Source organism: Pseudoxanthomonas mexicana, from assembly GCF_001556105.1.
In the GTDB taxonomy this organism is placed as follows: domain Bacteria; phylum Pseudomonadota; class Gammaproteobacteria; order Xanthomonadales; family Xanthomonadaceae; genus Pseudoxanthomonas_A; species Pseudoxanthomonas_A mexicana_A.
Genome location: NZ_LSIF01000095.1, coordinates 1 through 17,676, shown reverse-complemented (window position 1 = coordinate 17,676; position 17,676 = coordinate 1). Strand labels below are relative to the sequence as shown.

22 protein-coding genes and 1 tRNA gene are annotated in these 17,676 nt (G+C 65.5%); 4 read left to right on the top strand and 19 right to left on the bottom strand.

Going from position 1 to position 17,676, the window contains the following annotated elements; translation table 11 throughout:
• Nucleotides 1-68 precede the first annotated feature (68 nt).
• The 4 genes from AX730_RS16575 to AX730_RS16565 all read right to left on the bottom strand — a co-directional run bounded on the left by AX730_RS16575 (nucleotide 69) and on the right by AX730_RS16565 (nucleotide 1,932).
• The gene (locus AX730_RS16575; RefSeq protein ID WP_062358358.1) at nucleotides 69-287 is read right to left on the bottom strand and encodes an HP1242/YdcH family protein; all 219 of its coding nucleotides are present in this window, start codon (nucleotides 285-287) and stop codon (nucleotides 69-71) included.
• A 41-nt stretch (nucleotides 288-328) separates the two neighbouring features.
• Nucleotides 329-454, bottom strand: coding sequence for a hypothetical protein (locus tag AX730_RS19510; RefSeq protein WP_269747005.1), 126 nt, complete (start codon nucleotides 452-454; stop codon nucleotides 329-331).
• 189 nt (nucleotides 455-643) lie between these two features.
• Nucleotides 644-1,540, bottom strand: a complete 897-nt coding sequence (locus AX730_RS16570) for an OmpA family protein (protein WP_157074316.1) — start codon at nucleotides 1,538-1,540, stop codon at nucleotides 644-646.
• Nucleotides 1,537-1,932 (bottom strand): DUF4398 domain-containing protein, encoded by a 396-nt coding sequence (locus tag AX730_RS16565; protein WP_062358310.1) that lies wholly within the window; start codon nucleotides 1,930-1,932, stop codon nucleotides 1,537-1,539. Before AX730_RS16565 ends, AX730_RS16570 begins: the two co-directional genes overlap by 4 nt.
• A 93-nt stretch (nucleotides 1,933-2,025) precedes the next feature.
• Between AX730_RS16565 and AX730_RS16560 the strand changes: the two genes are divergently transcribed.
• A complete protein-coding gene (locus tag AX730_RS16560; protein WP_062358309.1) occupies nucleotides 2,026-3,162 on the top strand; it encodes a PilT/PilU family type 4a pilus ATPase in 1,137 nt (378 codons plus the stop codon).
• 70 nt (nucleotides 3,163-3,232) lie between these two features.
• Here AX730_RS16560 and maiA read toward each other — a convergent pair whose 3' ends face one another.
• The 6 genes from maiA to rplM all read right to left on the bottom strand — a co-directional run bounded on the left by maiA (nucleotide 3,233) and on the right by rplM (nucleotide 6,791).
• The gene (gene maiA / locus AX730_RS16555; protein ID WP_062358308.1) at nucleotides 3,233-3,892 is read right to left on the bottom strand and encodes a maleylacetoacetate isomerase; all 660 of its coding nucleotides are present in this window, start codon (nucleotides 3,890-3,892) and stop codon (nucleotides 3,233-3,235) included.
• Between the two features lie 98 nt (nucleotides 3,893-3,990).
• Nucleotides 3,991-4,980 carry a fumarylacetoacetate hydrolase family protein gene (locus AX730_RS16550; protein WP_062358307.1) on the bottom strand — a complete coding sequence of 330 codons (990 nt, stop codon included), beginning with the start codon at nucleotides 4,978-4,980 and terminating at the stop codon, nucleotides 3,991-3,993.
• A 63-nt stretch (nucleotides 4,981-5,043) separates the two neighbouring features.
• Entirely contained in the window at nucleotides 5,044-5,781 is a 738-nt protein-coding gene (locus AX730_RS16545; RefSeq protein WP_062358356.1) for a 2OG-Fe dioxygenase family protein, read from the bottom strand.
• Between the two features lie 78 nt (nucleotides 5,782-5,859).
• Nucleotides 5,860-5,934 (bottom strand) — tRNA-Gln (locus AX730_RS16540).
• A gap of 33 nt (nucleotides 5,935-5,967) precedes the next feature.
• Entirely contained in the window at nucleotides 5,968-6,360 is a 393-nt protein-coding gene (gene rpsI / locus AX730_RS16535) for a 30S ribosomal protein S9 (RefSeq protein ID WP_062358306.1), read from the bottom strand.
• 2 nt (nucleotides 6,361-6,362) lie between these two features.
• Nucleotides 6,363-6,791: a 50S ribosomal protein L13 gene (gene rplM / locus AX730_RS16530; protein WP_055936916.1), complete on the bottom strand. Its 429-nt coding sequence runs from the start codon at nucleotides 6,789-6,791 to the stop codon at nucleotides 6,363-6,365.
• Nucleotides 6,792-6,982: 191 nt separating this feature from the next.
• Here rplM and coq7 point away from each other — a divergent pair, with 191 nt between their 5' ends.
• A complete protein-coding gene (gene coq7, locus AX730_RS16525; RefSeq protein WP_062358305.1) occupies nucleotides 6,983-7,624 on the top strand; it encodes a 2-polyprenyl-3-methyl-6-methoxy-1,4-benzoquinone monooxygenase in 642 nt (213 codons plus the stop codon).
• An 8-nt stretch (nucleotides 7,625-7,632) separates the two neighbouring features.
• Here coq7 and sugE read toward each other — a convergent pair whose 3' ends face one another.
• Both sugE and speD read right to left on the bottom strand, forming a co-directional pair.
• Nucleotides 7,633-7,953 (bottom strand): quaternary ammonium compound efflux SMR transporter SugE, encoded by a 321-nt coding sequence (gene sugE, locus AX730_RS16520; RefSeq protein WP_062358304.1) that lies wholly within the window; start codon nucleotides 7,951-7,953, stop codon nucleotides 7,633-7,635.
• A gap of 179 nt (nucleotides 7,954-8,132) precedes the next feature.
• The gene (gene speD / locus AX730_RS16515) at nucleotides 8,133-8,927 is read right to left on the bottom strand and encodes an adenosylmethionine decarboxylase (protein ID WP_055936923.1); all 795 of its coding nucleotides are present in this window, start codon (nucleotides 8,925-8,927) and stop codon (nucleotides 8,133-8,135) included.
• Between the two features lie 186 nt (nucleotides 8,928-9,113).
• Between speD and crp the strand changes: the two genes are divergently transcribed.
• On the top strand, nucleotides 9,114-9,800 hold the full coding sequence (gene crp, locus AX730_RS16510) for a cAMP-activated global transcriptional regulator CRP (protein ID WP_055936925.1): 687 nt from the start codon (nucleotides 9,114-9,116) through the stop codon (nucleotides 9,798-9,800).
• A gap of 473 nt (nucleotides 9,801-10,273) precedes the next feature.
• Nucleotides 10,274-11,023: a sulfite exporter TauE/SafE family protein gene (locus tag AX730_RS16505; protein ID WP_062358303.1), complete on the top strand. Its 750-nt coding sequence runs from the start codon at nucleotides 10,274-10,276 to the stop codon at nucleotides 11,021-11,023.
• 69 nt (nucleotides 11,024-11,092) lie between these two features.
• Here AX730_RS16505 and AX730_RS16500 read toward each other — a convergent pair whose 3' ends face one another.
• The 7 genes from AX730_RS16500 to AX730_RS19605 all read right to left on the bottom strand — a co-directional run.
• Nucleotides 11,093-12,937 (bottom strand): peptidoglycan-binding protein, encoded by a 1,845-nt coding sequence (locus AX730_RS16500; protein WP_062358302.1) that lies wholly within the window; start codon nucleotides 12,935-12,937, stop codon nucleotides 11,093-11,095.
• Between the two features lie 97 nt (nucleotides 12,938-13,034).
• Nucleotides 13,035-13,775 carry a hypothetical protein gene (locus AX730_RS16495; protein ID WP_157074315.1) on the bottom strand — a complete coding sequence of 247 codons (741 nt, stop codon included), beginning with the start codon at nucleotides 13,773-13,775 and terminating at the stop codon, nucleotides 13,035-13,037.
• Nucleotides 13,776-13,969: 194 nt separating this feature from the next.
• Entirely contained in the window at nucleotides 13,970-14,338 is a 369-nt protein-coding gene (locus tag AX730_RS16490; protein WP_157074314.1) for a hypothetical protein, read from the bottom strand.
• A gap of 54 nt (nucleotides 14,339-14,392) precedes the next feature.
• The gene (locus AX730_RS16485; protein ID WP_062358299.1) at nucleotides 14,393-15,616 is read right to left on the bottom strand and encodes a Tle-like phospholipase domain-containing protein; all 1,224 of its coding nucleotides are present in this window, start codon (nucleotides 15,614-15,616) and stop codon (nucleotides 14,393-14,395) included.
• Nucleotides 15,617-15,618: 2 nt separating this feature from the next.
• Complete coding sequence (locus tag AX730_RS16480; RefSeq protein WP_062358298.1) at nucleotides 15,619-16,173, bottom strand: hypothetical protein; 555 nt, start codon at nucleotides 16,171-16,173, stop codon at nucleotides 15,619-15,621.
• Nucleotides 16,174-16,559: 386 nt separating this feature from the next.
• Complete coding sequence (locus AX730_RS19610; protein WP_407071503.1) at nucleotides 16,560-16,946, bottom strand: DUF4189 domain-containing protein; 387 nt, start codon at nucleotides 16,944-16,946, stop codon at nucleotides 16,560-16,562.
• A gap of 258 nt (nucleotides 16,947-17,204) precedes the next feature.
• Nucleotides 17,205-17,676, bottom strand: a 472-nt coding sequence (locus tag AX730_RS19605) for a DUF4189 domain-containing protein (RefSeq protein WP_157074313.1), incomplete at its 5' end; no start/stop codon positions are given.

Sequence of the window (17,676 nt, the reverse complement as noted above, 5' to 3'; positions counted from 1 at the left end):
GACGCGGACGGCGACGGCCGACGAGGAGGCCGTCGCCGCCCGCGACGAGAAAACGTCGGGGGGAGGCGTCAGTGGGGCTTGGCGTCGTAGATGCGGAGCAATCGCTCCTTGGCGTACAGCTTTTCGCGCTTCATCTGGCCGAGCAGGGTGTCGTCGATGGGCAGCACGCCGAGTTCGGCGTCGGTGACTTTCTTGTCCAGCTCGCGGTGGCGCTGGTACAGCTGCTTGAACTCCGGATCGGCCTTGATGAGCGCATCGATGTCGGACTGCGGTTGACCTTCGAACATGATCGTTACCTCCTTCAGCTGAAATACGAACGCCCCGGCCTTCACAGGCACGGGGCGTTGGCTTGGGAGCGGAGCATCTGGCCGGTTTCGCGGGCACTTCCCACCGGAATGCCCGCTGCGGCCTGCTTGCCGGCGGCGGTCTCCTGCGGGATCGGTACGGGCGTCATCGGGTCGATTCTCCGGTGAGCCAAGCGACGGGAGCCGCTTGGGTATACGACCCTACTCCTCGACTTCCAGCCCGGCAAGCACTGACCCAAGCGATTGATTCCCAAGGAAACGCGCGTGCTGGCTGGCATTCAGGCAATCCGGCCGAAAGCCACCCGGATTCGTTCAACCGACTGATTTACAAAAGGAAATCAGTGCGTGACCACGACTTCCAGCGCGCGTGCCTTGCTGCCGGCGCCCTTCGCGGCACTCTGCAGGCGCGATTTGGGAATGCCTGCCGCCACCAGCGCGTCGCGCAGCGCATCCGCGCGACGCTGTCCCGGCGTCTGGCTGTCGCCGTAGCCCTCGACCCGGGCGCGCGCCTTCGGATTGGCCTGCAGGTAGGCGGCCAGGGCCTGTGCGCTGGCGGTGCCTCCGGCGGACAGCTTGGCCGAACCACCGCCGAAGGCGTCGGCTCCCAGCGTGAAGACTTCGCCGCGCGCTTCGAACTTCGAGGCCGGCAACTTGGCGCCGGAGACCAGCTCGGCTTCTTCGCGCGCGAGCTTCAGTTCGCGCTGGCGTGCCGTGCTCAGGCGGCTCGCCTGCTGGCCCGCCACCGTGTCCAGCGTGATTTCCGCTTCCTGGCGTGCCAGGGCTTCGGCTTCGGCGGCCAGGCGCAGGCGGTCGGTTTCCTCGGCCTGGATCTGCGCCTGCACGCGCAGGCGTTCGGCCTCGCGGCGGGCCCGCTCGGCTTCGCGGCGACTGGCTTCCACCAGCAGCTCGCTGCGGGTGCGGTCCAGCCGGTCCGCGTCGCGGCGGGCGGCCTGGGTGCGGGAGGCGATTTCGGCGATCTCGACGCGGCGCTCCGCCAGGTATTGCGCCGTCTCGCGCTGGCTGCGGCGCGCCTTGTCGAAGGCGGCGATGGCGTTCTGGGCCTGCAGCTTTTCGTAGGCGGCCATCTCGGCCAGCACCGGATCGGCCTGCAAGGCCGCCAGCCGCTGGTTCAGTTGCACCACCACCGGGTTGTCGGCCGCGATGGCCGCCAATGGCGCCATGGCCAAGGCGAAGCCCAGGGCGGCGACGTGGATCTTCAGGCGGAAAGCGCTCATCGCTTGCCCTCCGTGTTGATCTGGCGCTGCAGGTCGGCGATCTCCGCCTTGCGCTGCGCCACTTCGGCCAGGGCCACCGCTTCCTGGCTGCGCGCACGGGCCAGATCGGCCTCCACGGCCGCCCGTTGCGCGAGATCCAGTGTCTTTTTCTTGTCACGCGCCGCATGCGCTGCCTGCGCCTGCGCCAGCGTCTGTCGCGCGGTGGCCAGCGGTTCCGGCGCGTACTGGTCGGCGTCGGCCTGGTCGGCGCGCTGGACGGCCTGCACCGCCGCTTCCAGTTCCGGCGTCAATGCGCTTTGCGCGATGGCAGGCGTGCCGGACAGGGCGAGTACCGCTACTGCGGCGGCCATCACATGCAGGGGCCTGCGGAAGTGTGCGAAGCTAGCGATCATTGGGGTGCCGTGACGTTGAGGGGTGCGCGCGGCCATTGTCGGAAGCCTTTGGCGCCGTTGCAACGTCGCCGCGCATCGTGGGGAGCTTTGCATATGGACATCGGCTATTTCCTGAAGCTGATGACCGAGAAGAACGCCTCGGACATGTTCCTCACGACCGGGGCGCCGGTCTACATCAAGATCGAGGGCAAGCTCTACCCGCTGGGCAACACCGGGTTGCCGCCCGGCATGGTCAAGAAGATCGCGTACTCGCTGATGGACGAAGGCCAGGTGCCGGTGTTCGAGCGCGAGCTCGAGCTCAACATGGCCATCGCCCTGCAGGACGCCGGCCGCTTCCGCGTAAACGTGTTCAAGCAGCGCGGCGAGGTGGGCATGGTCATCCGCGCCATCCGCAGCGTGATCCCGACCATCGAGGAGCTGAACCTGCCGCCGGTGCTGAAGGACATCATCATGACCCCGCGCGGGCTGGTGCTGATCGTCGGTTCCACCGGCTCCGGCAAGTCAACCTCGCTGGCGTCGATGATCGACTACCGCAACACCACCAGCACCGGCCACATCCTCACCATCGAGGACCCGATCGAATACCTGCACAAGCACAAGCAGTCGATCGTCAACCAGCGCGAAGTCGGCCTGGATACCCATGCCTTCCACAATGCGCTGAAGAACGCGATGCGCGAGGCGCCGGACGTCATCCTGATCGGCGAGATCCTGGACGCCACCACGATGGAGGCCGCCATCGCCTTCGCCGAAACCGGCCACCTGTGCCTGGCCACGTTGCACTCGAACAACGCCGACCAGACCATCGAGCGCATCCTTAATTTCTTCCCCGAGAGCGCGCACAAGAACGTGCTGATGAATCTGGCGCTCAACCTGCGCGCCGTGGTGTCGCAGCGCCTGGTGAAGGGCACCGACGGGCGCCGCATGCCGGCGGCGGAAGTGCTGATCAACACGCCGATGATCCGCGACCTGCTGCGCCGCGGGCAGGTGCACGAGATCAAGGCCGCGATGGAGGAGTCGCTGGAGGAAGGCATGGAGACCTTCGACCAGTGCCTGTTCCGCATGGTCAAGGAAGGCCAGATCGAGCAGGAGGAAGCGTTGCGTGCCGCCGATTCGCGCGATGGCCTGGCATTGAAGTTCCGCCTGTCGGAAGGCAGCAAGGGCGAGCACGATCCGTACGCCGACTACGACACCGGCAGCAGTTCGCCGCGGATCACCCACGGTTTCGGCTGAGGACGGGGTTTACTGCGGCGCTGGCCTGGACGGGCGGGGAAACCCGCCCGTTTTCATTCGGGCGCGCCGCTCAGGCGTTGGCGTCGGGCTGATTTTCCGGCCGCGCCAGGTCGAAGGCCGGCAGTGCCAGGCAGGCCTGCTCGATGCGGACGAGGGTCGGGAAAGCACTCATGTCTACACCGAACCGGCGCGCATTGAATACCTGCGGCACCAGGCAGCAGTCGGCAAGGCCCGGCGTCTGTCCGTGGCAGAAGGCGCCGGTCGCGGCGTCGCCGGCGAGCAGAGCCTCCATCGGCGCGAAGCCTTCCGTGATCCAGTGCTTTATCCAGTCTTCGCGTTCGGACTGCGGTACGTTCCAGGTGCCCTCGAAATACTGCAGCACGCGCAGATTGTTCAGGGGATGGATGTCGCAGGCGACCATCTGCGCCAGCGCCCGCACCCGCGCGCGGTCGCGCGCGGTCATCGGCAACAGGCGCGGTGACGGCCAGGCTTCGTCCAGATATTCGAGGATGGCCAGCGACTGCCGGATCACCCGCGCGCCATGCTGCAGCGTGGGGACCATGTGCTGGGGATTCTTGGCGACGTAGTCCGGCGCATGCTGCTGTCCGCCATCGCGGACCAGATGCACGGGTACGGTCTCGTAGGCCAGGCCCTTGAGGTTCAGGCCGATACGTACGCGATACGCGGCGCTGGAGCGCCAGTAGGAATACAGCTTCAGTTGCTCAGCCATGCAAGCCGCTCCCCGCGGTTTGCGCCTTCGAATGCCCGGAATCCACGTCCATGCCTGCCCTGCTCCGTCCTGGGTCCACACTGGGCCCGGGCGCGCCTTCAAGGCAAGGGTTGCGCCTCGATCCGTTGTTCGATCGCACCAAAAATGGAACGGCCGTCACGGTCCGCCATCTCGATGCGCACCACATCGCCAAAGCTCATGAACGGCGTGGACGGCTTGCCGTCGCGCAGCGTCTCGACCGTGCGCTTCTCGGCGAAGCAGGACGCGCCCTTGGACGTGTCTTCGTTGGCGATGGTGCCCGACCCGACGATGGTGCCGGCCGACAGCGGCCGCGTCTTGGCCGCATGCGCGACCAGCTGGGAGAAGTCGAACTGCATATCCACGCCGGCTTCCGGCGCACCGAACCACTCGCCGTTGATGTGCGTGACCAGCGGCAGGTGCACCTTGTTGTCGCGCCAGGCGTCGTCCAGTTCGTCCGGCGTCACGAATACCGGCGACAGCGCCGACCGCGGCTTGGACTGCAGGAAGCCGAAGCCCTTGGCCAGTTCGCCCGGGATCAGGTTGCGCAGCGACACGTCGTTGACCAGACCGATCAGCTGGATATGGCCGGCGGCCTGTGCGGGCGTGACCGCCATCGGCACGTCGTCGGTGACGACCACGATCTCCGCTTCCAGATCGATGCCGTGGTCTTCGCTGACCACCTTCACCGCATCGCGCGGACCGTAGAACGCGGCACTGGTGGCCTGGTACATCAGCGGATCGGTGTAGAAGCTCGCGGGGACTTCCGCGTTGCGCGCGCGACGGACGCGCTCGACGTGCGGCAGATAGGCGCTGCCGTCGACGAATTCGTAGGCGCGCGGCAGCGGCGCAGCGAGCGCCTGCATGTCGATGTCGAATGCGCCATCGGCGTCGCCGGCATTCAACGACGCGTACAGCGCATTGAGGCGCGGCGCGGTGTTGCTCCAGTCCTCCAGCGCGCGTTGCAGCGTCGGCGCGATGCCGGTGGCGCGCACGCCGAGGGTCAGATCACGCGACACCACGATCAAGGTACCGTCGCGACCGCCTTCCTTCAGGGAACCCAGCTTCATCGGAACTCCAGATGCCGGCGCCCATGCGCCATGGTTTCAATTGTAACGAAATACGCGCCGCGGTCAGCCCGTCATCGGATCGCCCTGGAAGCCATCCTTGCGGAACGTCAGCACCAGCGTATCGCGATGGCCCTGCCCGTCCAGCGGCTGGATCGGGGTGGATTCGTGGATGACCCGCTCGTCGTCGAGGAACAGCAGCGACCACGGCGCTTCCAGCGTGAACCGCTGACCGTCCGGCCCGGCGGCGGCGAACACCCGGGTTTCGCCGCCCTTGATGCCCTGGCGACCGAGCAGCAGCACCGCGACGAAGTCCACACCATCGCGATGCGCGCCCTCGGGGGTCGGCCGGCCGATGCCGTCGGTCGTGTCGATGCGGAACTGGTGCGCCTCGACGTACCACGCACGCTCGCCCTTCAGGCGGGAACACCAGCGTCCCAGTCCCGCCAGCAACTGCCGCCAGGCAGCAGCCGTGGCGATGGCCGGTTCGATCGGCTCGAACCAGCGCTGCATGCCACCGTGCAGGGCGTTGTAGTCCAGCGACTGCCAGTGCGCGCGATGCGGCGCTTGCTGCACCCCGCTCGCGTCCACGACGAAGCAGGAATGCCGGCGACGCCGGTAGCGGCCGCCATCCTTGAGGTAACCGTCCACTTCCAGCCGATCCCAACTGGGCAGCAAGGCATCCAGTGCGTCGAGGTCCGCATCGACCGCGCCCGCCATGGCGCGCGGTTCGAGTACGGCATAGCCGCGCTCCTGCACGCGGCGCACGGCCTCGTCGGCGGGGCAGAACGGGGGTTGGAACATCGCGACCATCGGCATGATCCCTCAACGAAAAAACCCGCCAGAGGCGGGCTTTTGCGGATGTCCGGTTGGACGTCGAATTGGCAGCCCCGGATGGATTCGAACCACCGAATGCCTGAGTCAGAGTCAGGTGCCTTACCGCTTGGCGACGGGGCTGTGTAACCAGTGACGCGTAGTGTAGCGCGTCTGTTAGCGCTTGGAGAACTGCGTGGCGCGACGCGCCTTGTGCAGACCGACCTTCTTACGCTCGACTTCGCGGGCGTCGCGGGTCATGAAGCCTGCCTTGCGCAGATCCGACTTCAGGGTTTCATCGTATTCGACCAGCGCGCGGGCGATGCCCAGGCGGATGGCGCCGGCCTGGCCGGTGATGCCGCCACCGGTGGTCGTCACGGTGATGTCGAAGGTCTCGGTGTTCTTGGTCAGCTCCAGCGGCTGGCGCACGATCATGCGGCCGGTTTCGCGGCCGAAGAACTCGTCCAGCGGACGACCGTTGACCGTGATGTTGCCGGAACCCTTGCGCAGGAACACGCGGGCGGTGGAGGACTTGCGACGGCCGGTGCCGTAGTTCTGAGTGATAGCCATGATTAGATGTCCAGGACCTGCGGCTGCTGAGCGGCGTGCGGATGATTCGGGCCGGCGTAGACCTTGAGCTTGCGATACATGTCGCGGCCCAGCGGACCCTTCGGCAGCATGCCCTTCACGGCGGTCTCGATGACGCGTTCCGGATGGCGCTCCAGCGCCTGCGCCAGCGTCTCGGTCTTCAGGTTGCCGATGTAGCCGGTGAAGCGGTGGTACTTCTTGTCGGCCAGCTTGTTGCCGGTGACGTGGATCTTCTCGGCATTGATCACGACGAGGTAGTCGCCGGTATCAACGTGAGGGGTATAGACGGGCTTGTGCTTGCCGCGGAGGCGGCGAGCCAGCTCGGTGGACAGGCGACCCAGGGTCTTGCCTGCTGCGTCGACGACGTACCAGTCGCGCTGGACGGTCTCTGACTTGGCGGTAAAGGTGCTCATGGAACTCTCGTGTGTCTGGTCGGGCGGATTCCGCGGTTTCCCGGGCGGAACTTTGCCACGCGTTGTGAAGGGTAAAACGGAAGAGGCGGGATTGTACGGGGCCATGTCGCAGTGCGCAACCCTGGAGTGACCCATGCGGGACAGGGCGCCCGGGGCAGACGCAGGGTCCACGCAGGCGGCACAATGGTCACATGAACACGCGGACCTTCTCGCCCCTCGATCACTGGCTGGTGGAGGCCCAGCGCGGCCTGGACACCGTCTTCGGCAACCCGCCCGCCCAGCGCGCCAATCCCGCCGGCGACACCCCGGAGATCGCCCTGGAGCCTGACGAACAGCGCCATGCCGCTGGCCTGATGCGCATCAACCATGTCGGCGAGGTCTGCGCCCAGGGCCTGTATTTCGGTCAGGCCGCCGTGGCCCGCGACACCACCACCCGCGCCCATCTGCTTGAAGCCGCCCGGGAGGAGACCGACCATCTGGCCTGGTGCGCCGACCGCCTGCGCGAGCTGGACAGCCGTCCCAGCCTGTTCAACCCGCTGTGGTACGCCGGCAGTTACGCGCTCGGCGCCCTCGCCGGCCTGCGCGGGGACGGCTGGAGCCTGGGGTTCGTCGTGGAGACTGAACACCAGGTGGAAGCGCACCTGGACGAGCACCTGGAAACCCTGCCGCCTGCCGACTTGCGCAGCCGCGAGATCCTGAAGGTCATGAAGGCCGACGAGGCCCGCCATGCCGACCACGCGGAACAGGCCGGCGCGCGCCTCCTGCCCGCGCCGATCCCCACGCTGATGGCGGGCGCCTCCAGGCTGATGAAGGCGGTGGCGTACCGGCTCTGATGCCCGCCTTACGAGGCGGACGCCAGCTTCAGACCGACGATGCCGGCCACGATCAGGCCGATGCATGCCAGCCGCGCGGCCGTGGCCGGCTCCTGGAACAGCCACATACCGACGAACGCCGTGCCGACCGCACCGATACCCACCCAGATCACGTAGCCCGTGCCGAGCGGGATGTGCTTGAGCGCGACCGCCAGCAGCCAGAAGCTGGCCGCGGCCGCGACCGCGGTGATCACGCTGGGTACCAGGCGACTGAAGCCTTCGGAGTACTTCAGCCCCACCGCCCACACCACTTCCAGCAATCCTGCCAACACCAGATATACCCACGCCATACGTCACCTCCTCAGGTTGATGCCCGGGCCATAACGCGAAACGGCCCGGAACTCGCGTTCCGGACCGCCGTCGGTCCTGATGCGCGGCTCGCGCCGCGGGCGGGTCGTCCCGCCATATGTGTGGGCAGACTAGCGTGGGCCACCCGAACCGGATGTAACCCGCGCCCGCCGCCAACCCGTCATTCCGGCAGGTTGCGCCCGTGGTACAGCTCTTCGATCTCCCGCTTCAGGCGCGCCTCGATCTTCATGCGCTCCTTGAACGACAGGTTCTTGGCCTTCTCCTCGAACAGGTAGTTGTCGAGGTCGAACTCCTTCAGGTGCATCTTCGTGTGGAAGATGTTTTCCTGATAGACGTTCACGTCGAGCATCTCGTAGCGCGACTTGATGTTCTTGGCCAGAAAGTCCTGGATCGAATTGATCTTGTGGTCGATGTAGTGCTTCTTGCCCTTCACGTCGCGGGTGAAGCCGCGCACCCGGTAATCCATGATGACGATGTCGGATTCCAGGCTCTCGATCAGGTAGTTCAGCGCCTTCAGCGGCGAAATCACGCCGCAGGTCGCCACGTCGATATCTGCACGGAAGGTCGCGATGCCGTTGTCCGGATGCGTTTCCGGATACGTGTGCACGGTGATGTGCGACTTGTCCATATGCGCGACCACCGCGTCGGAGATGATCTCCTTGCCCGCATCCTTCTTGTCGATCACCGGCTCCTCGGAGATGAGGATCGTCACCGAAGCACCCTGCGGGTCGTAGTCCTGGCGGGCCACATTGAGGATGTTGGCGCCGATGATCTCCGCCACATCCGTCAGGATCTGGGTCAGGCGATCGGCGTTGTATTCCTCATCGATGTACTCGATGTACCGGCGGCGCTCGTCCTCGGACGAGGCGTAGCACACGTCGTAGATGTTGAAGCTCAGCGCCTTGGTCAGGTTGTTGAAGCCTTGCAGACGCAGGCGAGGCAGTGGCTTTACCACGGCGATGGTCCCTCTTCGGGGGTGTAGGATGAGGGGGCGGATTATGCGTCATAAGGGGTGACAGCGAAATGTCTACGGCCCGTCCGTCAGCAACCTGTCACATACTGGCCCAGCCCTTGCATGGCCTGCGTTTGCCGCGGGCTACGTATTCGGACTAAGCTTCCTGAATTACACGCCGTGACCACTATGAGCCCAGGCATCCCCCTTGTAGCCCCCGCTCGCACCGCCGCCAGCCCGCTGACGCCGGACAACGCCACGCTCGAGCGCTTCCTGGCCCACAGCCATCGGCGCCGCTATCCAGCCCGTGCTGATGTCTTCCGTCCTGGCGACCCGGCGGGCACCTTGTATTACGTGGTCAGCGGCTCGGTCAGCATCATTACCGAGGAAGACGACGACCGCGAACTGGTCCTCGGCTATTTCGGCTCCGGCGAGTTCGTCGGTGAAATGGGCCTGTTCATCGAGTCCGACCGTCGTGAAGTGATCCTGCGCACCCGCACCCAGTGCGAACTGGCGGAAGTCAGCTACGAGCGCCTCCACCAGCTGTTCCTGGGCACGCTGTCGGCCGATGCCCCGAAGCTGCTGTACGCCATCGGCGCGCAGCTCTCACGACGTTTACTGGACACCAGCAGGAAGGCCAGCCGCCTGGCGTTCCTGGACGTCACCGATCGCATCATCCGCACCTTGCATGACCTGGCGCGCGAACCTGAAGCCATGAGCCATCCGCAGGGCACCCAGCTGCGTGTGTCCCGCCAGGAACTGGCGCGCCTGGTGGGCTGCTCGCGCGAAATGGCCGGCCGCGTGCTGAAGAAGCTGCAGGCCGACGGCGCGCTCCACGCACGCGGCAAGACCGTCGTGCTGTACGGCACCCGCTGATCGCATGGGGCGAGCGGCCGGTTTTGCGAGGCCGGCCGCCGCTTCCGGCGCCCACCACTTCTCGACATCCGTCGCGCCCGACACGGTAGCGCGGGAGATGCCGTGCCATCCCCGTTCGCCGTGACCGGATGCGGGTCCAGGCCTGCAGCGATCGAGCTTCGACGTCTTCTACCGTCTTTGCTGCCAGTCGCGATCTGGCGGATTGCCAGTTGACCATGGTTCCGACATCCGACGCCGCAGCGTCGGATGTCGGCCGCCCGGGATGACGCCATGCGAGGTTCACGCCACGCAGACTGCAACGATCAGGACTGACGTCCGCGGTGTGCGCGGCGAAGCGCATGCACGCCATCGCGCTTGCAGGCTTGCCGGAAGCTCGCTGTGCTTCGGTCACGCACCTGGGACGGCGCGATGGGCTGCGCCCTGTATCCTGCGAGTAGATGCCACGGCACCCCACGCCGACTGGAAACCTCGGGATGGAGTTCGGCAGCGAGTTTTTCTGGTTTGTCCTCATCGGCCTCGGCGCGCAGCTGGTCGACGGCGCGCTCGGCATGGCGTTCGGCCTGATCTGCTCGTCGATCCTGCTCAGCATGGGCCTGCCGCCGGCGGCGGTGAGCGCCAGCGTGCATGCGGCTGAAGTGGTCACCACCGGCGTATCCGGCGCCTCGCACGCGTACTTCCGCAACATCGACAAACGCCTGTTCTGGCAGCTGACCATCGCCGGCTCCGTCGGTGGTGCGATCGGTGCCTATGTGCTGACCAGATTGCCCGGCGATGCCATCCGCCCGTTCGTCTACCTCTACCTGCTGGCGTTGGCGGTGCTGATCCTGGTGCGCTCGTTCGGTCGCTGGATGCCGCGCGAACAGGTCAAGCGCGTGCCGGTGCTCGGCTTTTTCGCCGGCCTGCTCGATGCCACCGGCGGTGGCGGCTGGGGTCCGCTGGCCACGTCCACCCTGCTCGCGCGCGGCGGCCAGGCGCGCACGACCATCGGTACGGTCAGCGCCTCGGAGTTCGTGGTGACGCTGGTGGTGTCGATCACCTTCATCCTGACCATCGGCCTGGACCATCTGGAAATCGTGCTCGGCCTGCTGGTCGGCGGCGCCATCGCCGCCCCGTTCGCGGCATGGTTCGTGCGGTACGTTCCTGAGCGGATCGTATTGAAGGTCGTCGGGCTACTGGTGCTGTGCATCAGCCTGTACCAGATCGGGCGGGCCTGGCTCACCTGAAGCCGCTGCGTGCGCCGGCGTGAAACGCGGGGCGGCACCGGGGCCGGCCCGCGCATTTCCGACGCTTCGTCAGCGGGACTGGCCCGCCGGGTCGCGTTGCTGCGCGACCTGCTGGTCCACGGCGGGCTGCTCCTTCTGCTGCCATCCCTGCCCGCCCGGCGTCTTCAGATAGTCGTCCAGCGCTTGCCGCATGGCGCGATCGTCGCCGCCATGCATCGCGGCGAACATGCGATCCACGAACGAGCGCTGCGCATCCTCGCGCTGCGCGTCCTGCGGCGCGGTCTCCGCAGGCCTCGTCTCGCGTGCCGCATCGCGCGTCGCCGTTGCCATCGCCTCACGTGAGCGGTCGCCGTATTCGCCATCCACCTCCAGGTCACGATCCTCCTGGAACGCACGCAACGCATGCTCGGTCTGCGGGCCGAACTTGCCTGACGCGGTCTCCAGCGGCTGGCCATCGGCGCCGCGATAGCCCAGCTGGTTGAGCTGCTGCTGAAGTTCACGCACCGATGCGCCCGATGTGCCGTCACGCAGCACCTCGGGCGCCGGCGCGCGCGCGGGCACGGCGGCATCGCGCTCGGCGCCGCGCAGGCGCGGCAGCGGATCCACCTGCCGGCCATCGCGCCACAGCTCGAAGTGCAGGTGTGTATCGCCCTGCGCCGGCGTGTTGCCGGTCCTGCCCATGGTGCCGATCTGCTGACCCGCCTCCACGCGCTGGCCGTTGCGCACGCTGAGCTCGTCCAGGTGGAAGTACTTGCTCAGCGTGCCGTCGTCATGCCTGACGTGCACGGTGTTGCCGGCCGCACCGTTGTTGGGGCGCACCACTACGGTACCGCCCGCGACGGCCACCACGGGATCGCCAACATCGCCCTCGATGTCGATGCCGCCATGGCGCCGTCCACCGCTGCGCGGCGTACCGAACTCACCCCGACCTTCGCGCGGCTTGTCGGCTTCGTTGATGTCGCGGTTGCCGGGTGCCGGCCAGGCCAGTCCGCCTTCGCGCTGCTGGGCCTCGACGGCCTGTGCGCGATTGCGTTCCTGTTCGGGCAACGCCAGTTGTTGCGCGATCGCTTCGCGCGTGCGCGCATCGGCCGTGCCGGTGGCTTCCAATTGGTTCGCCGTCTGGAAGGCGCGCACCGCCTCCTGTGTCTTGCCACCGTAGATGCCCGAACGCGTCTCCAGTTCCGCACCTTGGCCATCACGGAAGCCGAGCTGGTTCAACGACGTCTGCAGCGCACGCACCTCTTCCCCGCGCTCGCCGTCCTGCAATACGCCGTCAGCCAGCGGTGACGTCCGCTCACGCGCTGCCGCATCGGGCTGGCCCGCCTGGATGCCGCGATCGGAGATGTTGATGGCGGCATACTTGCCATTCCAGTATTTCGAGTATGTCGTCGCCAGATCGCGATCGTCGAGTCCACGCAGCTCGGAAGGTGCGCGACCGGTCAACCGCTCGACATCGAGGTCGCTGATGTTGTTGAGGATGTTCCTGCGCGTATTGGTGCGCGTGAACTCGCCCGCCTCGATGGCATTCTGGATGGACGCGTAGCCAGCGGCGCCCTGCTGGTGCGCGAGGTAGAGATCCAGCCCGCTCGGCGTCTCGTTTCCGGACAGGAAATCGTGTCCGCTTCGCGCCTGTCGGCGCGTGATGTCGCCGAGATTGTCCGAATACAACGCCGCTGCCGCGCGCGTATTCACCACGGGATCGAACTCCCGACCCGATATCCCATATTGCTCGGCGGTGTCCGGCATGAACTGGAACAGTCCCTTGGCCCCACTGGGATTGTTCGCGTCCGGATTGAAACGACCTCCCGTCTCGATATAGGCAAACCGCAGGAAATCCTCGCGCGGAATTCCGCTTTCCTGCGCTTGCCTCTCGATGATGTCGAGGATCTGCTCACGTGTGTACTGACTGGCCATCGTTGGCTCCTTTGCTGATGTGCGCGACCCAAGGGTCGCAGGACGTCAACCGGGCCCCTCCATGGGCCTGATGCAAGTCGGTCAACTGGAAATCGGATTATTTGTTGTAGCGCTCACTCGCCTCGTCGAAGGTGTAGACCACGTCATCCGCGTCGGTCATGTCACGGACTTTTCCGGGCGACGCGATAGTGGTTCCCTTGGAGGACACCTTCAGGTTGGGCAGGCCCTCTCCCACCTGTTCGAACGTCAGCGTCCCGACGCTGGCGACACATGGCATGACCTCCCCGCCATCGCATGCGTCACTGTTGTCGTCACCGACAGGAATACTTCCGAGATATCCCCACTGCCTGAAGCCCAGCTTGTCCACACTGCCGGGATCGAACAGGAGCAGACTGAACATGCGGACATCGGTACCGTTCACGAAATCCAGGGTCGGCACCGCCAGCAGGTAGCGGCCGTCACCAGTCGTGAACGACTGCGCCTTGCGCGAATCATCGATCTGCTCCGGCCGCCCCATCCTGCCGAACTCGCCGACGTACCCGTCCGTATCAGGCTTGGACCACTCGGACGTGCCGTCCTTCTCGACGCGCGTGAAGGTCGCCTGGGAAATGGCGACATGCTCCGGATCCATCATGCCGCTGTCGCCTTCCGGACCTTCGCCCTGGCTCTTGCTGCCGAAGCCGGTGAAGTAGTGCGTCCCTTTCAGGTCGAACGCATGGCCGTACCAGTAGCTGACCGTGGCACCGCCATTGATCTTGTAGCTGACCGCACCGTCGCCGTCGCGCTGGTAGATGAAATACAACACGCTGTCCGCGGAGGGCGGCTTCAGCTCTGACATGTCCTGATCCTTCTTCTGGGGGGCTGCATCCTGGGGCGTTGCATCTGCGGCTCGTGGCACCTGCGCATCACAGCCGCCGGCGAGCACCGCCATCGAAACCAGGAGCAGGGAGGAAAGCTGTTTCATGTGCTGAAACCTCATGTGGACATTTCGATTCGTTGACACGGCGGCCCGGTCGCGGGTCGTCGTCGGTATCAGTGGCTGATGGGGGTGTATTCGGGGCGCCCCGCTCCCTCCCAGCGTCCCGAGGTGATGGCCTGCGGACACACGCTCAGATACTGGCGGAGTGACATCGTGTCGTCCTGCGTCCAGTCCTTGCCGTAGGGATTCGGTGGCCGGCAGTACGGCATCATCATGTACGCGCCGGTGAACGGAGGCATCGGCTTCCAGCATGGCGCAGGATTCCGCTTGACGTCCTGTCCCTGCGTGCAGAACACGAAGGGATCATCCATGCGGTAGTACAACCGCTGGTAGTAGCCGCTGGATTGCGCGCCGGACTGTGCACTGAGGTCGAACAGCACCAGCAGGCCCAGCGGGATGACGAACTTCATTCCTCGTTTCATGGCTACGTTCCTCGTAGTGCATGGACACTCTTTTCCTGCGTTCCGTCCGGAGCATCAGCGTGCGACGTCCATCGGCGTCGGTGTCCGCAGCTCCGCCCGGGGGTTCGGCGCGCGCTCCTGCGACGCCAGTTCACGCTGATGCATTTCCATCCGCTCCCGCCACGCCTGGCCTGTGGTCGATGCCTGGAGGTCGCCTTGCGCCAAATCCAGCGCCGCCGGATCGCGGCCACGCGCCGCCGCCAGCAGGCGCTCCACGTCGGGGTTCGATCGCCACGCGTTGGGGGATGCGTCATCGCCTGGGCGTGGCATGTCGACCTGCGATGTGCTGTCGGTACGTTGACGCTCATCGCGCGCCGCCGGCTCGCCTGCGGGCAGCGGACCGCGGATGCGATCGATCCCATCCAGCACCAGACCCACGGGACCACGTGCCGTCACGGTGACGCCACGACGCAGGTCGCCGACATCGTCACGGTAGTCCGCGATGATCCGGCGGTGTTCCTCGGCCAGTCGTCGCGCATCCGGATCCTCCAGCGCGGAGCGATCCGGCCGGCCATCGCCGTCCACGGGAAGAAAGTTGTGCATGCTGTGCGAGCCGCCGGACATCACGGATGCAGTCAGCGGCATGTCCCGTTGCAGCAGGTCGCGAACGATGTTGTCGTGGTATCCCGTCCGATGCAGGGTGTCGATCTCCTGCGCCGTCGCATAGGTTCGCACCTGGCCATAGTGCGGACTGGCGGAGCTGACGGCGTCCACCGCCATCACGTGATTCACGACGCGATCGCCTCCCTCCGGGATCCGCCGATCCAGGCTGGCGGCGCCGTAGGCATTGAATGTTTCTCCGCGCAGGTCGAAATGGTGCGCGGATACCTGCGCCAGCGTACCGCCGAGCGAATGCCCGGTGACGGTGACCTCGGGCGCGGTCCTGCCGGGCTCGCGCCCCTGCCGTTCCGCGTACTCGACCGCACGGCGCGTCAGCTCGACCGCATCGCCGGCCTGGCTGTTGGTACGCGTGAACACCATGCCGGCGTCGGCAATCACGCCATCGCGGAAGGCCTCCCGCCCGAACTCGGTGCCACGATGGGCCACGACCACCGCGCCACTGCCTTCGTGCTGGTAGATGGTGCCCTGGTAACCGGTACGCGGATTGTCGACGTAGTCGACCACGCGGTAGCGCTCTCCTCCGACCACCACCTCCTTGTTGAGCAGATCGTGCATCTGGCCGCCGCGATCGTAGCTGTGGTCGGCCAGATGGGCGTACTGCTGCGGGGTGAGTCCCATGGTCAGGTCTCCCTGGCAGTCAGCACGATGCCGAAAAACTCATCGCGCTGGTCTTCCGGCACCTTCTGCAGGTCCGGCTGGCCGAAATCCCGGTAGCCTTCCGCGCCGGCTTCCTTCGGATAGCGTGCCTTCCAGTAATGAAACGCTTTCGGCGCGCCCTGCGGCAGTTCGTCTCCACTGAGCTTGGCGATGAAATAGGTATCGCCCTGGTCGCCCGGCGCGCGCAACTGCACCTGTGCCTGGATCAGCTCCCAACGGCACACGCCACGCCCGTGGTACTCGGCATCGACCATGCCGTCGGTATGGAAGATGCCGGCGTACTCGTTGTCGGACACGCGCTCCAGACGGAACGGAATGTCGTGGGTCGGCACCGGCGCCGTATGTCCGCCCGGATTGTCTTTCGGCGGCGGCAGGCATTCCTTGTTGACGACATCGTACTGCGCGGCGCTGGACACCACCTCCAACGGGCCGGGTGCGCCTTCGATACGCAGCGTCAGCCGATAGGCCTGACGCGGGGCGGGATTCTCAGTGAATTGGGGGCTGGTCTGGCTGTTCATGGCACCACTGCAGGCTGTCTGTGAAAGGAGAAGAAGTGTCGCGGCCGCCTGTATCGGTCGTCTCGGCTTCATCGTTCGCTCATCCATCACCCGCTCCTCTACTCGTCAACACGGCTGTAAATCTCGGATCCCATGCCCATCGCAACCACCGGCCATCGCGGGACCCACGCCCGCCACCGGCTTCGGTCGGGCATCCAATACGGTGTCGCCCTCGCTTACAAGCATCAGGTCCCAGCCGAACTTGACCCACCTGATGCCCTGCGTCGCGTAGAGCGTGGGCTCTCCACCAGCATCCCTGCCAAGGACGTTCCCGGCCGCGACAATCTCGTCCATGTAGCGCTCAAAACGCCATACGTTCGCCTCAGTTACAGCGCCACTGGCCGAGATCATTTGACGACCACTGGCTCTGAACAGGCAGAGTAGATAATCGAGCACTCGCCGTCACCGCGTGACTTGGAGCATGCGGGGATTGCCAGCCTGGTGGCCTCGGCAATGGTGGCGGCCCCTTGCACAAGCGCAGCGCCTCCTGTGGGTGTACCTGCCTCAGATGCCCAAGCTACGACCGCACACTGATTCTCGTAAGCGATCGCCAATTGACATTGCGTACCGCCCAGACGCTTGCACTTGTCCATCGCCTCTCTGAGCGCCTCCCGTTTTGAGAGCCGGCCGACGGATGTGCCTACTTCTCCCGTCTCGCTACTCATCGCGATAGTTCCCCACGTGGTCTTCCATCTGGGATGGGGTGGCGATGAAGCCTGCGCTGCCCCCCACACCCGTCGGTAAGCACCGCGAGCTACCAGGCGTAACGCCTTGCGGACATGCCGTCTGAGCAAGTGCCATCGTGTTCAGACCGGCGCTTAAAGATAGTAGGAACATCATGGCTTTCATCTCCAAAGCCTCACCAACCATTGCCACACGATCGATCTCTTAGCACCCCATCGTTACGCGCCATGACCTGTTCGGCGGCGCTCCGATGCACCACATGCCTTGATTGTCTTAACGTGCCAGGACAAGGTGGCAGCACCCTCATCTCAGTTGACCAGTACAGGACGAGTGCAGTTTGAATAGATCACTTCGCACCTGCGCCCACCATTTTTTTTGTAGCAACTATCGAGAGCCAGCTTTGAGGCCTCTTCAATCGTCGGGCCGCTCACGTCGGATCCGAACCTTGGTTGAATATCCCTATCTATTGGATCAGCGATAACGGCACACTGATTCTGGTAGACAAGAGTTACTGCGCAGTTATTGCCGCCCATTCCTGAGCACTTTTTCATCGCCGCGCTACGTGCTGAGCGACTGCCGTACTCACCACTGGATGTCCCCACTACGGCGGCTGCATCATCCGATGCGAATGCCCCCCACGTGAGCTTCCAGCGAGGCTGTCGTGCTGGAGTAGGTGACCCACCCCCGAATCCTGGGCCATCAGCCGGTAGAGATTCCGACCTTCTTGACCCACCCCCGAATCCTGGGCCATCAGCCGGTAGAGATTCCGACCTTCTTCGG

Bases quoted from the DNA above. Each gene is read 5' to 3' on its own strand.
- AX730_RS16480 (WP_062358298.1), bottom strand. From the start codon at position 16,173: ATGAACAGCCAGACCAGCCCCCAATTCACTGAGAATCCCGCCCCGCGT.
- crp (WP_055936925.1), top strand. From the start codon at position 9,114: ATGAGCCCAGGCATCCCCCTTGTAGCCCCCGCTCGCACCGCCGCCAGC.
- AX730_RS16570 (WP_157074316.1), bottom strand. From the start codon at position 1,540: ATGAGCGCTTTCCGCCTGAAGATCCACGTCGCCGCCCTGGGCTTCGCC.
- AX730_RS16560 (WP_062358309.1), top strand. From the start codon at position 2,026: ATGGACATCGGCTATTTCCTGAAGCTGATGACCGAGAAGAACGCCTCG.
- AX730_RS16505 (WP_062358303.1), top strand. From the start codon at position 10,274: ATGGAGTTCGGCAGCGAGTTTTTCTGGTTTGTCCTCATCGGCCTCGGC.
- AX730_RS16500 (WP_062358302.1), bottom strand. From the start codon at position 12,937: ATGGCCAGTCAGTACACACGTGAGCAGATCCTCGACATCATCGAGAGG.
- AX730_RS16575 (WP_062358358.1), bottom strand. From the start codon at position 287: ATGTTCGAAGGTCAACCGCAGTCCGACATCGATGCGCTCATCAAGGCC.
- AX730_RS19510 (WP_269747005.1), bottom strand. From the start codon at position 454: ATGACGCCCGTACCGATCCCGCAGGAGACCGCCGCCGGCAAGCAGGCC.
- rplM (WP_055936916.1), bottom strand. From the start codon at position 6,791: ATGAGCACCTTTACCGCCAAGTCAGAGACCGTCCAGCGCGACTGGTAC.
- AX730_RS16490 (WP_157074314.1), bottom strand. From the start codon at position 14,338: ATGAAACGAGGAATGAAGTTCGTCATCCCGCTGGGCCTGCTGGTGCTG.
- AX730_RS16545 (WP_062358356.1), bottom strand. From the start codon at position 5,781: ATGTTCCAACCCCCGTTCTGCCCCGCCGACGAGGCCGTGCGCCGCGTG.
- rpsI (WP_062358306.1), bottom strand. From the start codon at position 6,360: ATGGCTATCACTCAGAACTACGGCACCGGCCGTCGCAAGTCCTCCACC.
- AX730_RS16565 (WP_062358310.1), bottom strand. From the start codon at position 1,932: ATGATCGCTAGCTTCGCACACTTCCGCAGGCCCCTGCATGTGATGGCC.
- sugE (WP_062358304.1), bottom strand. From the start codon at position 7,953: ATGGCGTGGGTATATCTGGTGTTGGCAGGATTGCTGGAAGTGGTGTGG.
- AX730_RS16495 (WP_157074315.1), bottom strand. From the start codon at position 13,775: ATGTCAGAGCTGAAGCCGCCCTCCGCGGACAGCGTGTTGTATTTCATC.
- AX730_RS16550 (WP_062358307.1), bottom strand. From the start codon at position 4,980: ATGAAGCTGGGTTCCCTGAAGGAAGGCGGTCGCGACGGTACCTTGATC.
- coq7 (WP_062358305.1), top strand. From the start codon at position 6,983: ATGAACACGCGGACCTTCTCGCCCCTCGATCACTGGCTGGTGGAGGCC.
- maiA (WP_062358308.1), bottom strand. From the start codon at position 3,892: ATGGCTGAGCAACTGAAGCTGTATTCCTACTGGCGCTCCAGCGCCGCG.
- AX730_RS16485 (WP_062358299.1), bottom strand. From the start codon at position 15,616: ATGGGACTCACCCCGCAGCAGTACGCCCATCTGGCCGACCACAGCTAC.